The organism is Pseudomonas sp. I8001 (assembly GCF_013385345.1).
In the GTDB taxonomy this organism is placed as follows: domain Bacteria; phylum Pseudomonadota; class Gammaproteobacteria; order Pseudomonadales; family Pseudomonadaceae; genus Aquipseudomonas.
Window position 1 is genome coordinate 13,571 of sequence record NZ_JACAQC010000015.1, and the last position, 16,053, is coordinate 29,623.

At 62.4% G+C, this 16,053-nt stretch carries 15 protein-coding genes; 7 read left to right on the forward strand and 8 right to left on the reverse strand.

Annotated features, from left to right (window positions below; translation table 11 throughout):
• Positions 1 to 74: 74 nt before the first annotated feature.
• The 4 genes from HX839_RS13800 to xylA all read right to left on the reverse strand — a co-directional run bounded on the left by HX839_RS13800 (position 75) and on the right by xylA (position 5,215).
• Positions 75 to 1,211: a sugar ABC transporter permease gene (locus HX839_RS13800; RefSeq protein WP_003219656.1), complete on the reverse strand. Its 1,137-nt coding sequence runs from the start codon at positions 1,209 to 1,211 to the stop codon at positions 75 to 77.
• Positions 1,212 to 2,771 (reverse strand): D-xylose ABC transporter ATP-binding protein, encoded by a 1,560-nt coding sequence (gene xylG, locus HX839_RS13805; RefSeq protein WP_177067186.1) that lies wholly within the window; start codon positions 2,769 to 2,771, stop codon positions 1,212 to 1,214.
• Between the two features lie 68 nt (positions 2,772 to 2,839).
• A complete protein-coding gene (gene xylF, locus HX839_RS13810) occupies positions 2,840 to 3,841 on the reverse strand; it encodes a D-xylose ABC transporter substrate-binding protein (RefSeq protein ID WP_003219660.1) in 1,002 nt (333 codons plus the stop codon).
• Between the two features lie 57 nt (positions 3,842 to 3,898).
• A complete protein-coding gene (xylA, locus tag HX839_RS13815; RefSeq protein WP_177019763.1) occupies positions 3,899 to 5,215 on the reverse strand; it encodes a xylose isomerase in 1,317 nt (438 codons plus the stop codon).
• 153 nt (positions 5,216 to 5,368) lie between these two features.
• On the opposite strand from xylA, the gene HX839_RS13820 reads away from it, so the two are divergent.
• The 3 genes from HX839_RS13820 (at position 5,369) to HX839_RS13830 (ending at position 9,200) form a co-directional block, all read left to right on the forward strand.
• Positions 5,369 to 6,580 carry a DNA-binding transcriptional regulator gene (locus HX839_RS13820; RefSeq protein ID WP_003219663.1) on the forward strand — a complete coding sequence of 404 codons (1,212 nt, stop codon included), beginning with the start codon at positions 5,369 to 5,371 and terminating at the stop codon, positions 6,578 to 6,580.
• Positions 6,581 to 6,634: 54 nt separating this feature from the next.
• The gene (locus HX839_RS13825; RefSeq protein ID WP_177067187.1) at positions 6,635 to 8,785 is read left to right on the forward strand and encodes a phosphocholine-specific phospholipase C; all 2,151 of its coding nucleotides are present in this window, start codon (positions 6,635 to 6,637) and stop codon (positions 8,783 to 8,785) included.
• 139 nt (positions 8,786 to 8,924) lie between these two features.
• On the forward strand, positions 8,925 to 9,200 hold the full coding sequence (locus HX839_RS13830) for a hypothetical protein (RefSeq protein WP_008436022.1): 276 nt from the start codon (positions 8,925 to 8,927) through the stop codon (positions 9,198 to 9,200).
• Here HX839_RS13830 and HX839_RS13835 read toward each other — a convergent pair.
• A complete protein-coding gene (locus HX839_RS13835; protein WP_177067188.1) occupies positions 9,191 to 10,906 on the reverse strand; it encodes an amidase in 1,716 nt (571 codons plus the stop codon). The genes HX839_RS13830 and HX839_RS13835 overlap by 10 nt on opposite strands.
• A 152-nt stretch (positions 10,907 to 11,058) precedes the next feature.
• Here HX839_RS13835 and HX839_RS13840 point away from each other — a divergent pair, with 152 nt between their 5' ends.
• Positions 11,059 to 11,364 (forward strand): putative quinol monooxygenase, encoded by a 306-nt coding sequence (locus HX839_RS13840; RefSeq protein ID WP_177067189.1) that lies wholly within the window; start codon positions 11,059 to 11,061, stop codon positions 11,362 to 11,364.
• 86 nt (positions 11,365 to 11,450) lie between these two features.
• A complete protein-coding gene (locus HX839_RS13845; RefSeq protein WP_003219674.1) occupies positions 11,451 to 11,705 on the forward strand; it encodes a hypothetical protein in 255 nt (84 codons plus the stop codon).
• A gap of 14 nt (positions 11,706 to 11,719) precedes the next feature.
• Here the strand turns inward: HX839_RS13845 and HX839_RS13850 are convergent, their stop codons facing one another.
• The gene (locus tag HX839_RS13850; RefSeq protein WP_087693038.1) at positions 11,720 to 12,520 is read right to left on the reverse strand and encodes an SDR family oxidoreductase; all 801 of its coding nucleotides are present in this window, start codon (positions 12,518 to 12,520) and stop codon (positions 11,720 to 11,722) included.
• A gap of 120 nt (positions 12,521 to 12,640) precedes the next feature.
• Here HX839_RS13850 and HX839_RS13855 point away from each other — a divergent pair, with 120 nt between their 5' ends.
• Both HX839_RS13855 and HX839_RS13860 read left to right on the forward strand, forming a co-directional pair.
• Positions 12,641 to 13,165 (forward strand): MarR family winged helix-turn-helix transcriptional regulator, encoded by a 525-nt coding sequence (locus tag HX839_RS13855; RefSeq protein ID WP_003219677.1) that lies wholly within the window; start codon positions 12,641 to 12,643, stop codon positions 13,163 to 13,165.
• A gap of 74 nt (positions 13,166 to 13,239) precedes the next feature.
• Positions 13,240 to 14,568 (forward strand): LLM class flavin-dependent oxidoreductase, encoded by a 1,329-nt coding sequence (locus tag HX839_RS13860; RefSeq protein ID WP_003219678.1) that lies wholly within the window; start codon positions 13,240 to 13,242, stop codon positions 14,566 to 14,568.
• A 262-nt stretch (positions 14,569 to 14,830) separates the two neighbouring features.
• Here HX839_RS13860 and HX839_RS31875 read toward each other — a convergent pair whose 3' ends face one another.
• Both HX839_RS31875 and HX839_RS13870 read right to left on the reverse strand, forming a co-directional pair.
• Entirely contained in the window at positions 14,831 to 15,352 is a 522-nt protein-coding gene (locus tag HX839_RS31875) for a hypothetical protein (RefSeq protein WP_008436008.1), read from the reverse strand.
• Between the two features lie 60 nt (positions 15,353 to 15,412).
• Positions 15,413 to 16,051: a helix-turn-helix domain-containing protein gene (locus tag HX839_RS13870; protein WP_177067190.1), complete on the reverse strand. Its 639-nt coding sequence runs from the start codon at positions 16,049 to 16,051 to the stop codon at positions 15,413 to 15,415.
• Positions 16,052 to 16,053 lie beyond the last annotated feature (2 nt).

Sequence of the window (16,053 nt, forward strand, 5' to 3'; positions counted from 1 at the left end):
TCGTTTCTGCTCAAGTCGAGGCCGATATTGGCCGCCTGCTGGTCAATAGCAAGCTCCATGCCATTGCCCAAATCTCAACGGCGCCCCGTCCGTGTACTCACATCCACCCACACCGCCAGCACCAGGATGCTGCCCTTGACGATCATCTGCCAGTAGCTGTCCACGTCGAGCATCGACATGCCGTTGTCCAGGCTGCTGATCACCAGTGCGCCGAGCAGGGCGCCGTACACGGTGCCCGAACCGCCGCGCATTGAAGTACCGCCGATAAAGCACGCCGCGATAGCATCCAGTTCGCCCATGTTGCCCGCCGAAGGTGAACCGGCCGCCAGGCGCGCGGTGTTGACCAGCCCGGCGAGGGCGCACATCACGCCCATGATCCCGAAGATCCACAGCTTGACCGCCTGCACGTTGATCCCCGACAGGCGCGTGGCTTCCATGTTGCTGCCCACCGAGTAGATGCGCCGGCCAAAGACGGTCTGGCTGGTGACGTAGCTGAACACCCCCAGCAGCACCAGAAGCAGCAGCACCGGCACGGGAATGCCGTCGTAGCTGTTGAGGGTGTAGACGAAGCCGGCCAGCACGAAACCGATCAACACCACGCGCACGCTGTCGCGCAGCATCGACGGCAGCGCCAAGCCGTGCAGGGCGCGGTTGTGGCGTTGGCGCCAGGTCAGGAATATCGCCAGCCCGAACAGCAACACGCCGAGAATCACCCCGACCACCGTCGGCAGGTAACCCTGGCCGATGTACACCAGTTGTGGCGAAACCGGTGCAATCGTGGTGCCGCCGGTAATGCCCAGCAGCACCCCGCGAAACGCGAGCATGCCGCCCAGGCCGACGATGAAGGAGGGGATGCGCAGGTACGCGGTCATGTAGCCGTTGCCCAGGCCAATCAGCAAGCCACAGAGGGCGACGATGGCCAGGTTCAGCGGCAGGGGAATGTGATAAACCACATCCAGGATCGCCGCGACGCCGCCGAGCAAACCGAGCATCGAGCCCACCGACAGGTCGATCTCGCCGCTGATGATCACCAGCACCATGCCGCAGGCCAGGATGCCGGTAATGGACATCTGCCGCAGCAGGTTCGACAGGTTGCGCGGGGTCAGGAAACCGCCTTCGGTCTGCCAGCTGAAAAACACCCAGATCAGCACCACGGCGATCAACAGGGCGAGCATTTTGTAGCGGGTGAAGAGCTGTTTGACCTGGTTCATTTACGCGGACTTCCGATCATTATTATTGTCATGCCCGTTCGGTTGGCTGAGGGCGGCGGCGAGCATCTGTTCCTGGGTCAGGCCCTGGTTGATGAAGTCGCCGCGCAACTGGCCCTCGCCGATCACCAGCACCCGGTCGGAGACCCCCAGCACCTCGGCCAGCTCCGAAGACACCATGATGATCGACACGCCTTCGGCCGCCAGCGCGCCCATCAATTTGTAGATCTCATATTTGGCGCCCACGTCCACGCCACGGGTCGGTTCGTCGAGGATCAGCACCCGGGGTTTGGTCAGGAGCATCTTGGCCAGTACGGCCTTCTGCTGGTTGCCGCCGGACAGGCTGGTGATCGGCAGGAACGGGTTCGCCGTCTTCAGGTGCATGCGCTTGATTTCCTGCTCGATGCTGCCCAGTTCCGCCTCGGCATCGATGCGCGTCAGGTGCGAGAAACGGTCCAGCACCGCCAGGGTGATGTTTTGCCCAACGCCCAGGTCCGGGACGATGCCCTGGCGCTTGCGGTCTTCCGGGACCATGCACAGCCCGGCGCGAATCGACTTCAGCGGCGTGCGTGTATCAATCGGTTTGCCATCCAGCCATACCTCGCCTTGGTAGCGCCCGGGGTAGCTGCCGAACAGCGCCGACACCAGTTCCGTGCGGCCGGCGCCCACCAGCCCGGCGATGCCGAGGATTTCGCCACGGCGCAGGCTGAACGAGACATTGTCCACCCGCTTGCGGCTCGGGTTATCGACGTCGTAGCAGGTGATGTTGCGCGCCTCGAACAGCACCTCGCCGACCGCATGGGGTTCGGTGGGGTAGAGGTTGCTCATCTCACGGCCGACCATCTGCGTGATGATGCGCGACACGTCCATCTCGGCCATGGCCGTGGTCGCGATGTGTTTGCCGTCGCGGATCACCGCGATGGTGTCGCAGATGGCCGAGACCTCATCGAGCTTGTGGGAGATGTACACGCAGGCGACGCCCTTGGCCTTGAGCCCACGGATGATGTCCAGCAGCACCTCGATTTCCGAGCGGGTCAGCGCCGAGGAGGGTTCGTCGAGGATCAGCAGGCGCGCCTGCTTGTTCAGGGCCTTGGCGATTTCCACCAGTTGCTGGTAGCCGCCGCCGTATTGCGAAACGGGCAGGGCGACGTTCATGTCCGGCACTTTCAGCTCGCGCATCAGGGCTTCGGCACGGTGCATCATGGCGGGGTAGTTCATGCGCCCGCCGGGCAGTGTCAGTTCGTGGCCCATGAAGATGTTTTCGGCCACCGAGAGGTCGGGTACCAGGGTCAGTTCCTGATGGATGATCACGATGCCGCAGGCTTCGGTTTCGGCGATGGAGTGGGCGCGCAACGGCTGGCCGTCCCAAAGGATTTCGCCGTCCCAGGTGCCATGGGGATACACCGCCGACAGCACTTTCATCAGGGTCGATTTGCCGGCGCCGTTCTCGCCGCACAATCCTACGCATTCCCCGGGTTTTACCTTGATGTCGATGCCATTCAGGGCTTTGACGCCACCGAAGGTCTTGACGATGTTGTTCATTTCCAGCAGGTAGTCGGACATGGCGGGCACTCATTCCACAGCGAAAAGGCAGGAGCGGCCTCAAACCGCCCCTGCAGTGAGCCGTACGCTTACTGCCCGGCGATTTGCGCTTTGGTGTAAAACCCGTCTTCTTCCAGCACGTTGACGTTGTCCTTGGTCAACGCGGTCGGCTTGAGCAGGATGCTCGACACCTGTTTGCTGCCGTTGTCGTACTGCGAGTTGTAGGCCGGTTTCTCGTCACGCACCAGTTGTACCGAGAGCTTGGCCGCCTCGGACGCCAGCAGCTTCAGCGGCTTATAGACGGTCATGGTCTGGGTGCCGGCGATCACGCGCTTGATCGCGGCCAGGTCGGCATCCTGGCCCGAGACCGGCACCTTGCCCGCGAGTTTTTGTGCCGCCAGGGCCTGGATCGCGCCGCCGGCGGTGGCGTCGTTGGAGGCGACGATGCCGTCGATCTTGTTGCTGTTGGCGGTCAGGGCGTTTTCGACAATGCTCAGGGCTTCGGTGGGGTTCCATTCCTTGACCCATTGCTGGCCGACAATCTTGATGTCGCCCTTGTCGATCGAAGGCTGCAGCACCTTCATCTGGCCCTGGCGCAGGATCTTCGCGTTGTTGTCGGTAGGTGCGCCGCCCAGCAGGAAGTAATTGCCTTTAGGCTGCGCGTTCAACACGCCCTGGGCCTGCATCTCGCCGACCTTTTCGTTATCGAAGGAGATGTAGGCGTCGATATCGGCATTCAAAATCAGCCGGTCGTAGGACAGCACTTTCACCCCGGCTTTCTTGGCCTCGGCCACCACGTTGTTCAGCACCGTGGCATTGAACGGCACGATCACAATCACGTCGACGCCCCGGGAGATCAGGTTTTCAATCTGCGAGATCTGCCGCTGTTCGTTGGCGTCCGCCGACTGCACATAGACCTTGGCCCCCAGTTGTTCGGCGGCGGCGGTGAAATAATCGCGGTCGCGGGCCCAGCGTTCAAGGCGCAGGTCGTCGATGGAAAAGCCGATTTTCGGATGGGCCGCGTCGGCCATGACCGAATTGGAAAGCAGTGCCAGAACGCTGGTGAGCAAGACAGTTTTCAGGTGTTTCATGATGGTGAGTCCCTTTTATTGTTGTTTAGACGCACTGCTGGACCTGGAGCGTAGCGGTCATGGGTAGATAAAGCGATTCACTACGCCTTCGAGCATCTCCTGGCGGCCACTCACAGCTTGTGGGTTCAGTTGGTGGCTGAAGGCATGCTCGGCCAGCGACGCCAGGCTGAAGTCGCCGCCAAGCACGGCACGCCCGAAGGATTGGTCCCAGCCGGCATAACGCTGGGCCTTGAACTGTTCGAGGGCGTCGTTCTGCACCATGGCGGCGGCACGTTCCAGGGACAGCGCCAGCACGTCCATTGCGGCCACGTGGCCATGGAACAGGTCCACTTCGTCGAGGCTTTGGCGGCGTACCTTGGAGTCGAAGTTGTAGCCACCTCCCTTGAAGCCACCGGCCTTGAGTACCTCGTAGGTGACCAGGGTCAGCTCCTCGACGCTGTTGGGGAACTGGTCGGTGTCCCAGCCGTTCTGCGGGTCGCCACGGTTGGCGTCGATGCTGCCGAAAATCCCCAGGGACGCGGCGGTGGCGATCTCATGGTGAAAACTGTGGCCGGCGAGGGTGGCGTGGTTGGCCTCGATGTTGACCTTGATCTCTTTCTCCAGGCCGAACTGATGCAGGAAGCCAAACACGGTGGCGCTGTCGTAGTCGTATTGGTGCTTGGTGGGCTCCTGTGGCTTGGGCTCGATAAACAGCTCGCCGGTGAAGCCGATCTTGTATTTGTGTTCGACCACCATGCGCATGAACCGCCCGAGTTGCTCGCGCTCGCGCTTGAGGTCGGTATTGAGCAGGGTCTCGTAGCCTTCGCGGCCGCCCCACAACACATAGCTGGAGCCCTTGAGACGGTGGGTGGCATTCATCGCGCTGAACACCTGGGCCGCCGCATAGGCAAACACTTCCGGGTTCGGGTTACTGGCGGCGCCGGCGGCAAAGCGCGGGTTGCTGAAGCAGTTGGCAGTGCCCCACAGCAGCCGGATACCGGTCTGTTCCTGATGGCCTTCGAGCTGGTCGACCATTCGCGCAAAGTTGTCGCGGTACTCCGCCAGGCTTGCGCCTTCTGGGGCCACGTCGGTGTCGTGGAAGCTGTAGTAGTCGATGCTTAGCTTGGAGAAAAACTCGAACGCCGCTTCGGCCTTGCCGCGTGCCACTTGCAGGGCTTCCCCCGGTTGCTGCCAGGGCCGCTGGAAGGTGCCGGAGCCAAACATGTCACTGCCGGGCCAGACAAAGTTGTGCCAGTAACACGCGGCCATCCGCAGGTGCTCGCGCATCGGTTTGCCGAGGATCAGCTTGTTTGCATCGTAGTGCCGGAAGGCCAGGGGAGAGTCGCTATCGGGGCCTTCATAGAGGATTTTTTCGACCGCGGGAAAGTAGGGCATCGCCAGATCCTTGTTGTTATGAGTGCACGTTAACCTTGCCTCGATACTAGCAACGGCCCCCGGCCAACCGATTATGAAAATCACCAGAGCAGGGTTCGATTTTGAGTGGTTTTGCGCGCATAGTGGCTCGACATATCGCATGGAGCCGCCCCTGTGAAAACTGTCCCGCCTGTGCACCGGATTGCCCTGCTGTTCAATGGCAACAAGATCTACGATCGCGGCATCATCACCGGGATCGGCAACTACCTGAGCAGTACGCGGGTGTCGTGGGATCTGTTCCTGGAAGAGGACTTCGTCTGCCGGCTCAAGGGTATCGAGCGCTGGCATGGCGACGGGATCATTGCCGACTTCGACGACCCGGCGATGGGCCCCGCGTTGGCGGGTGTGCATGTGCCGGTGGTGGCGGTGGGCGGGTCTTATGAGGATGAGCGGGCTTACCCACGGCATACTCCGTATGTGGCCACTGACAATTTTGCTTTGATCAAGCTGGCCTATGAACACCTGATCGAAGCCGGGCTGACGCGCTTTGCCTGTTTCAGCCTGCCTGAAGCCGATATCAACCGTTGGGCCCAGGAGCGCGAAAAAGCCTTCCGCCGCCTGCTGGAGCGCGATGGCTTGCCGGTGGAGGTGTATCGCGGGCTCGGCACCAGCGCGCCGCTGTGGGACTCGGCGGTGGAGCAACAAATTGCCTGGTTGCACAGCCTGCCCAAACCCATCGGCATCATCGCGGTCAGCGACGCCCGTGCCCGCCAGTTGCTGCAGGCCTGCCTCACCGCCGGCATCCCGGTGCCGGAGCAAGTGGCACTGATCGGCATCGACAACGACCCCTTGACCCGCACCCTGACCCGCGTGCCGCTGAGCTCGGTGATCCAGGGCACTGAAAAAATGGGCCGCACTGCCGCGCGCCTGCTGCACCAGATGCTGCACGGTATGCCTTCGGCAGGCAGCCAGATCCTGGTGCCGCCGGAAGCGGTCAACGTGCAGACCTCAAGCCTGCACCAACCCCTCGGCCATCCCTACGTGATGCAAGCGCTGCATTTCATTCGCCAGTACGCCTGCCAGGGCATCAAGACCGCCCAGGTCGCCAACTACGTCGGCGTGTCGCGGTCGTCCCTGGAAGCGCATTTTCGCAGTGAACTGAACCGCAGCGTCCACGATGAAATCCTGCGCTTCAAACTCGCGGCTGCGGTTTCCAGCCTGGAAAATACCAGGGCCGCGATTGCGGATATTGCCTATGACTGCGGGTTCAAATCCGCGCAGTACCTGCACACGGTGTTCAAGCGCGAGTTCGGGTGTACGCCGAGGGAGTACCAGGTGGGGCAGGTCGAGCGCGATTCGAGCGATGTCATTTCTTTGTCGCCTTGAGTCCCTATTTTGTCCTGAGCTTCGCTCCAGAACTTCAAGGGATTGAATCGTCTTATGCCGACTCTTACACGCAGAACGTTGTTGCAAGCAGCTGCCATCGGATCCGCCTACACCCTGTTGCCCGACTCCATTCGCCAGGCCCTGGCGATCCCCGCCAACAACCGCACCGGCACCCTGATGGACGTCGAACATGTGGTGATCCTGATGCAGGAAAACCGCTCCTTCGATCACTACTTCGGCACCTTGCCGGGTGTGCGCGGGTTCAGTGACCGCTTCACCATTCCACTGCCGGGCGGGCACCGGGTGTGGGAGCAGCAGGGCGTTGGGCGGCGGATCCTGCCCTATCACCTGGACAGCTCCCGTGGCAACGCGCAGCGGGTCAGCGGCACGCCGCATTCCTGGGTCGACGAGCACGCCGCCTGGAGCAGCGGCCGGATGAACGCCTGGCCAACGTTCAAGACACCCACCTCGATGGGTTACTACCGTGAGCAGGAAGTGCCGTTCCAGTTCGCCCTGGCCAACACCTTTACCCTGTGCGACGCCTACCACTGTTCGGTACACGCAGGTACCAATCCCAATCGGCTGTTCCACTGGACCGGCACCAACGGCCCGACCGGTGCGAATGTGGCGGCGGTGGTCAACGAATGGGACGGCCCCGGAGCGGTGGGCGTGGGCTACACCTGGAAAACCTATCCCGAGCGCCTGGAAGAAGCGGGTGTGAGCTGGAAGGTTTACCAGTACCTGCCGGATAACTTTGGCGACAACCCCTTGGCCGGGTTTCGCCAGTTTCGTGCGGCCAGCGTCGCGGCCGGCAACCCCGCCGTGCCACCGAAAGACTTCAAGGATTTTGTGCCCTACAGCGATCAACTGAACGCCCGCGTGCCGTTGTACAAAGGCAATGGCAACACCCTGCCGGCGGTCAGCGGCAGCGACCTGGAATCGATCATCCAGGGCTTTCGCAAGGACGTGAACGACGGGCGCCTGCCACAGGTGAGCTGGCTGGTGGCGCCGGCCGATTACTCCGAACACCCCGGGCCTTCGAGCCCGGTGCAGGGTGGCTGGTTCACCCAGGAAATCCTCAAGGCACTGACCGCCAACCCGGACGTGTGGAGCAAGACCGTGCTGCTGGTCAACTACGATGAAAACGACGGTTTCTTCGACCACGTGCCGTCGCCGTCAGCCCCGTCCAAACGCCTGGATGGCAGCTTTGCCGGCAAGTCCACGGTGAAGTTCGACAGCGAGATTTTTACCCACCCGGCACCGCCCGGCTCTAGCCAGCAACCCGCGCCGGACGGCGGGGTGTACGGGCCCGGGCCGCGAGTGCCAATGCTGGTGCTGTCGCCGTGGAGCCGTGGTGGCTGGGTCAATTCCCAGGCGTTTGATCACACCTCCGTGCTGCAATTTCTGGAGAAGCGTTTCCACGTGCGCGAACCCAATATCAGCGCCTGGCGCCGGGCGGTGTGCGGCGACCTCACCTCGGCCTTCAACTTCGTCAACCCCAACACCGAGACCCTGCCGCCGCTGCACACCATCAGCCGCCAGGCCGCCGACTCCCTGCGTCAACGCCAGGAGCAACTGCCCCAGGTCGCCCTGCCGACGGTGGGCCAGCAACAGGCGCCGTTCCAGGCGCGAATGGCGCGGCCATCCCGGGCGTTGCCGTACCAGTTGAACGTTGAAGGCTCGGTTGACCGTCGCGCCAGTTCGGTGAGCCTGGACTTCTTCAACAATGGCGAACAGGGCGTGGTCTTCCACGTCTACGACCGCCTGCACCTGGACGAGGTACCGCGCCGCTACACGGTGGAAGCCGGCAAACACCTCAGTGACACCTGGCAAGTCGCGGGCGCCTACAAGCTCTGGCTGTTGGGGCCGAATGGGTTCCACCGTTCGTTCAAGGGGCACCTGCAGCGTCGCGAGCCGGAGTTATCCCTGGCGTATCACGGCGACACCTTACTGCTGACCCTGGTCAACCCCGGCAAGCGTGCGGCCTCAATCACCATCGAGCGTTGCCCTTACACCAAGCAGGGGCCGTGGCCGCTCGAGATTGCGGGCGGCGGTCGTGTGCAGCGCACGTTCTCCTGCCAGCCCAATGGAGGCTGGTATGACTTCAAGCTACGCGACGAGCATGGTTGGGTGCGGCGGGTGGCGGGGCGAATCGAGACGGGGGCGCATAGCATCAGTGATCCGTTGATGGGCAAGCGTGTGTGAAAGGCTGTTGATCTGCGGGGTGATTTCGTGGGCTTTTTCCCTGTTTTGTGTAGGAGCAGGGCTTTCTCCCCTTGCAGCGCTTGAAACGCCACCCGTCTGGGCCATAGCCTCACGCTTTTCCTGACACTGAGGCCCGGCATTGGGTAAGCGAAAAACGGTTTGGCCCACGGAGCGGGAAGTTCGACTGCGCTTTATCCTGCTGGCAATCATTGAAACGGCCTGTATTCGAGGCGTTCCCATCGAACGCCTGCTGCTTTCATACATACTGTTGCGCAACAAGCCGACCCAGGAGCAACTTTGGGAGGCCATCAGCGATTGCCTGCTCCTCGATGAGATGCGTGGCTTTCGATTTGAACCCGGGTCGGAAGCCGATCGGTTGATGCGCAAGATCAGCAGCGAAATCAATCAGTCCTGACGAGCCACCAGCGCCGGCGTGCGCGGCGGCACCAGGCGCTTGCTTCCCGTCGACTCATAGGCCGATGCCAATCGCAGCAGCGCCGAATCGTCATACGCCCGGCCGGCAAATGTCAGCCCCACCGGCATGCCGATGTCGGCCATGACGCCCATGGGCACCGTCACTGTCGGCACGCCCAAATGGCGGATGGCGAGGTTGCCGTTGGCGACCCACACTCCGTTGCTCCAGGCGATATCCGCCGACGCGGGATTCACATCCGCATCCGCCGGACCTACGTCGGCAACTGTCGGAAAAATCACCGCATCCAGCCCCAGGTTATCCATCCAGTCTTCAAGGTCGATGCGTCGTGTCTGTTCCAGGCCGCGCAGGCCGTCGGGCACGGTGCTGATCTTGTCCCACGGCGTGATGCCGCGCTTGGCCATGCGCACGTATTCGTCCATGCCGGCGGCCAGGTCGTCTTCGCGGTTGGGCAGGGTGCCGGGGTCGTGGGGGAAGATCTTCGGGCCGTCGACATCCGCCAGGCGGTTCAGCGCAGGGTCGCCATTGGCCCGCAGGAAATCATCGAACGCCCAGGCCGACAGTTCCCACAATTCATCGTGGAGGAATTCCTTGGACACCAGGCCTCGGGTAAACACTTTCGGTGCGCCCGGGCGATCGCCTTCGCAATTGGAGACCAGCGGGAAATCCACCTCGACCACTTCTGCGCCGGCGGCTTCAAGTGCCTTGCGCGCAGCTTCCCAGAGCTCGATCACCGAGGCCCGGGTTTTGATTGGCTGGCCAGTAGGGCCGCCGATTCCCGGGGCGTCGCTGGTGCCTGCCTCGGGGTCGGCGTTGATGTACATGCGCGGCACGCCGAAGCGTTTGCCGGCGAGTGCATCGCCGGTCGCGGCCAGGTCTGCGTAGGACTGCGGGCGTACCGAGGCGACGCCGGGGATTGGCACCCAGGGTTGCATCCGCCACAGGTCGCCGCGTGTGTCGGGGTCTTCTGCGACCACGACGTCGAGCACTTCAAGCAGGTCGGCCATGGTCCGGGCGTAAGGCACGACCACGTCCATGGTCGGGGTCAGCGGCCAGTTGCCGCGCACCGAGATCACGCCACGGGACGGGGTGTAGGCACACAGGCCATTGTTGGACGCCGGGCCGCGCCCGCTGGACCAGGTTTCTTCCGCCAGGCCAAACGCCGCGAAGCTCGCCGCAGTCGCCGTGCCGGCGCCGTTGGAGGAGCCCGAGGCGAACGGTGCGGTGAGGTAGTCGGCGTTGTACGGGCTCTCGGCCCGGCCATATACGCCGCGCTGCATGCCGCCGTTGGCCATCGGCGGCATGTTGGTCTTGCCCAGGCAAATGGCGCCTGTTGCCCGCAGTCGCTCGATGGTGAACGCATCGCGGTAGGCAACCAGGTTCGCGAAAGCCGGGCTGCCGGAAGCGGCGGTGAGGCCCTTGACCAGGTAGCTGTCTTTGGCCGTGTAGGGAATGCCGTCGAGCGGGCCCAGGGTTGTGCCGCTGGTCCGGCGTGCGTCGGATGCCCGGGCTTCCTCCAGCGCTTGCGGGTTGCGCACCACCACCGCGTTGAGCGCGGTGGCAGTCGTGGGGGCGTCGTAGGCGTCGATCCTGGCGAGGTAAGCCTCGACCAGTTCAACCGCCGTGGTCTGGCCGGATTCGAGCGCAGTGCGCAGCTGGGCAATGGAAACTTCGGTTACTTCGATCACGTGGTTATCGCCGGGTGCAGAAAAGGGGGAGGGCTTGAGTGCTGACTCAATCCAATCAGTGAAAGTAGCTTACTGATAGATTTTTCATAGCGCCAGAGAATGGCATCCCTTACTGTGGCGCCTCAATTTCCTTATCGATAACGGTGCTGTTTATGTCCGATGAAGTGCGGCTTGTCGTCGTCATCAATACCCAGCCTGGCCGGGGTGCGGACCAGTTGGCGGCCTTTGCCGGGCTCGCTCCGCTGGTCCGGGCCGAAGCCGGTTGCATCCAGTACGACCTGCATCCGGTCGAGGGCAACAGCGACAGTTTTGTGTTGATCGAGACGTGGGCTTCAAAGGCGGCGCTCAAGGATCACCACGCAGCGCCGCACATGCTGGAAGCCGCGAAGCACAACCCGACATTCCGTGCGGGCCCCTCCAACGTATTGGTGCTGGAACCTGCCGTCCAGGCACGTTGACTTCAACCCGGCAGCTCAAGGGGTTATCATTGCCCCTTCATTTTTTGCTGCCCGGAAAGATTTCGATGTTGTTTACAAGGACTGTCATGGCGAGCGCACTGCTCGCCGTTCTGGCCACCCAGGCCCATGCGTCCAGCCTGGACCTGACCTACGAGGCACCTGTCCTCAGCGCTGTACCGCTCACGCCGCAGGCTGAGCCCAAGCCGCGCTTTCCGGTCAAAAGCCTTGCGCCGGTGACCGTGGAAAACAGCTGCACCGGCCGCGAGTGCACCTACGAAGGCGACATCAGCCTGCCCCGTGAGGAGCAGACTGTGCGGCGTATTTCCATCGGTATTCAATAAAGCCGGCTGGCGCCTCAGACAATCCCATACCGGGGCGCCGGCTTGCCTGTTTGCGTGGCCGCAAACAACGCACCACGCGCCGCATCATAGGTCTCCCACAACGAACCATCGGCCACCGACGGCCAGGTGATCGTCTCACCCTGATCCAGCCCGGCCAGTGCCGCGTCCACCAGGTTTTCGGTGGTCATGACCGACTCCTGTTCCAGGGCGGAAAGCGGAATGCCCGACGCGTCCCAGATCTCGGTAGCGGTGGCTGCCGGCAACACGATCTGCACCTTCACCCCGGTTTCCGCCAGTTCCGATTGCAAGCCACGGCTGAATGCCAGGACATAGCTCTTGGTGCCGCTGTACACCGAGCTGACCGGCAGCGAGTGCACGCCCAACACCGATGCCACGTTGATAATCAAACCTTCATTGCGCACCAGCATGCCCGGCAGCGCCGCGTGGGTCAGGCGGGTGAGGGCGGTGATGTTCAGGGCGATCTGGGTCGTGGAATCCTCGACCGAGGATTGAGCCAGCGGATGCAGGCGGGCCAGGCCGGCGTTATTCACCAGCACCTGGATCGCCGGGTTGCCGGCGAGCAGGCTTTCAACACGGGCCAGGTCCGCGGGGTTTACCAGGTCGGCGCCGATGGTCTGGACCTCGCGCCCGTAGGCTTGAGTGATCTTCGCCGCCAGGGCTTCGAGGCGGTCTTCACGACGGGCGACCAGGATCAAGTCGTAGCCACGGGCTGCCAATCGGTCGGCATACACGGCGCCAATACCTGAAGAAGCACCCGTGATCAGGGCAATTTTTGTGGAAGCAGGGATCGACATGAACGGCTCCAATAGATGAGTACTCAACCAATATTGTTGAGGGCTCAAGTTATAGGCTTGGCGTTTGTCCTTGTCAATGGTTTAGTACTCAATCATTCTACCGGCATGGAGGATCTGAAAATGCCAACACACAAGACTGACAAGCCTGATGCCCGCGCCGACCTTTTGAGCCTGCTGGGGGACGTGGCGTGCACCAACAACGCACTGCGCCGTGCCGCCCGGCGGCTGGGCCAACTGTATGACGAAGCGCTGGCGCCGATTGGCCTGAAGGCTACGCAGGTCGGCTTGCTGGGTGAAATCGCCCGGTGGGCGGCAGTGGATGAGCAGGCAGGGCCGACGTTGCAGGAGCTGGCCGGACGCCTGGCGATCCTGATGTCGGCGCTGACCCATGCGATGAAGCCGCTGGTGCGCGACGGGATTGTCGAGCTGCGCCCGGATGCCCTGGACAAGCGCACCAAACGCTGCGTGCTCACGCCCAAGGGCGAAGCGCTGTTCAGTGAGGCGCTGGTGTATTGGGCGGCGGCCAATAACCGGGTAGAGGAGGTGCTGGGGCATGATTCGGCCGCGCAGCTGCGGGGCATGGCAGACCATGTCGCCTCCGAAGAATTTCTGGCGGACTACAACAGCCGATCCGCGCAGGCATAAGCCAGATCCTTTGGTTATTAGACAGACGCCGTTCGCCCATCCGATGCTGGGCCCCTCTCGATCAGGGGCTTTCCATGACCACTCAACGCCAACTGAAGCTGGGCGCGTTCATGCGTCCGGTCAGCATCCACACCGGCGCCTGGCGCTATCCCGGCGCTTACCGTGACGCCAACTTCAACTTCACGCACCTCAAGCAGTTTGCCCAGACCCTGGAGAAAGCGCGTTTCGATGCGTTCTTCATGGCCGACCACCTGGCCCTGCTCAACATGCCCATCGACGCGTTGAAGCGCAGCCACACCGCCACCTCCTTCGAACCGTTCACCTTATTGTCGGCCCTGAGCCAGGCCACCGAGCACATCGGCCTGGTAGCCACGGCCTCGACCACCTACGACGAACCGTTCCACATTGCCCGGCGCTTCGCGTCCCTGGATCACCTGAGCAACGGCCGCGCCGGCTGGAATATCGTCACCACTGCCAACCCGGATGCGGCGCAGAATTTCGGCCTGGAGCAGGCCTATGCCCACGACGAGCGCTACGCCCGTGCGCGGGAGTTCTACGATGTGGTCACCGGGCTCTGGGACAGTTGGGCCGATGATGCCTTCATCCGCGATGCCGACAGCGGTGTGTACTTCGACCCCGACAAGCTGCACACCCTCAATCACCAGGGCCGCTACCTCAATGTGCGCGGCCCGCTGCACATTGCCCGCCCGGTGCAGGGCTGGCCGGTGATCGTGCAGGCCGGCGCCTCGGAGCCCGGCCGGCAATTGGCGGCAGAAACCGCCGAGGTGATCTTCGTGGCGCCCGGCACGCTCGAGGAAGGGCGTAAATTCTATGCCGATATCAAGCGCCGGATGCTGGCGGTGGGGCGGCATCCCGACCATCTGAAGATCTTGCCCGGGGCGTTTGTGGTGGTCGGCGATACGCTGGAAGATGCGCGGCGGATTCGTGCGCATCTCGACAGCCTGGTGCATTACGAAAGTGCGATTGCCTCGCTGTCGATCGCGCTGGGTACCGACGCGACGAAGTTTGATCCCGACCAATACCTCCCGGCGATTCCCCAAACCAACGCCAGCCAGAGCTCCCGCGAACGGGTACTGGCGCTGGCTGATCGCGAACAGTTGACGGTGCGCCAATTGGCCCAGCGTCTTGGCGGTTATGCAGGTCTCTCGTTTGTCGGCACCGCCCACAGTATTGCCGATGAGATGCAGCAGTGGCTGGAAGAAGAGGGCAGCGATGGCTTCAACATCATGTTCCCGTGGCTGCCGGGCGGGCTCGATGACTTTGTGGCCAGGGTGGTGCCCGAGTTGCAGGGGCGCGGGATCTTCCGGCGCGAGTACGAAGGCTCTACCCTGCGGGAAAACCTCGGGCTGCCGCGTCCGGCGAACCGCTTCTTCGCCGAATGAGCGGGTATTTCTACCGTGGTTAGATCGTTTATTTCCTTCTGATTGGGGGCCATTCCCCAATCGCATATCCATCGCGCCGGTTTGGCCCTGATAGCGGAGCCGGCCGGCGTGATCACGCCAAAGCATCTGTCATCGCGGAATTATCCGCTGCCGCGCCCCGGGAAATCCCCATGCAGCGTCTATTCCTGCTGCTGGGCCAGCGTCTTGCGCCGTTGTGCGGCCTCTCTAGAATCGGCCCCAGAACTTACTCATTTCCTGTCGATTACGGAGTTTCGAAGATGATGAACGCCATGCAGATGCCAATGAACAACGCGATGCCGATGATGCCGATGATGGGCATGCCGATGATGATGGCAACCATGACCTGCAAGATGACCGACGAGGCCATGATGTGCACCATGAAGCCGGCCGCGGGCATGGACATGGCGATGTTCAAGAACAACGCCGAAATGATGGCGATGATGATGAACTGCGGCATGCCGATGATGATGCAGTGCGCCAACATGTCGATGATGTGCATGTCTGAAGACGGCATGGCGATGATGAACAGCATGTCGGCCATGAACATGCCGATGATGATGCCGATGGGCATGCCTATGCCGATGATGAAGTGCGTCATGGAATGCAAGATGGAAGCCGACTGCATGACCTGCAAGATGATGCCGATGCCTGGCATGAGCATGGACATGATGAACAACTGCTGCATGCTGATGATGAAGATGATGAACGACTGCGCCATGCCGATGATGATGAGCTGCAACGGCATGCCGATGATGTGCTGCACCTGCTGATTGGTTTGGCGTGAAATCAAAAAGCCCCGGCGAGTGCCGGGGCTTTTTGCGTTTCAGTCCAGGCGTTCCGGGTAGGTGATCACCAGGAATGCCACCGCCTCACTGTCTGCGGGGTTGCGATAGCGGTGGGGCTGGTCGGCGTAGAACAAAATCGAGTCACCGGTGGACAGCAGGTAGCGTTCCTCGTTGACGCTGACTTCCAGCACGCCCTGGGCCACCACCAGGTTTTCCTGGATGCCGGGCCCGTGACCTTCTGAAGTTTCCTCGCCGAGGGCCTTCAGGCGTATCTCGTAGAACTCCGACTGGCGCGCCATATCGTAGGGAAACAGCGCCCGGCTGATGAAGCTGCCATCGGCGCTCACCAGGCGTTTGCTTTGTTGCGCCGGCAGCAGTTCAACCCCTTCGAACGCACGGTTCTCCAGGAACGCCGCCACCGACACTTTCAAGCCTTTGGCGATCTTGCACAGCACCTTGATCGACGGCACGCTGCGCCCGGACTCGATCTGCGCGAGCATCGCCCGGCTTACGCCGCAGTTGCGCGCCAGGGCATCCAGCGACAGGTAGCGTTTACTGCGCAGGCGCTGCAGGTTCTGCGCGACGCACTGGCCGATGGCGTCATCGTCGCCGCTGTTGCAGTCCTTGGGTTTGGTGGGGAGGTCGGGCACTTCGGGTATCGCGTGCAGGAAATTCATCG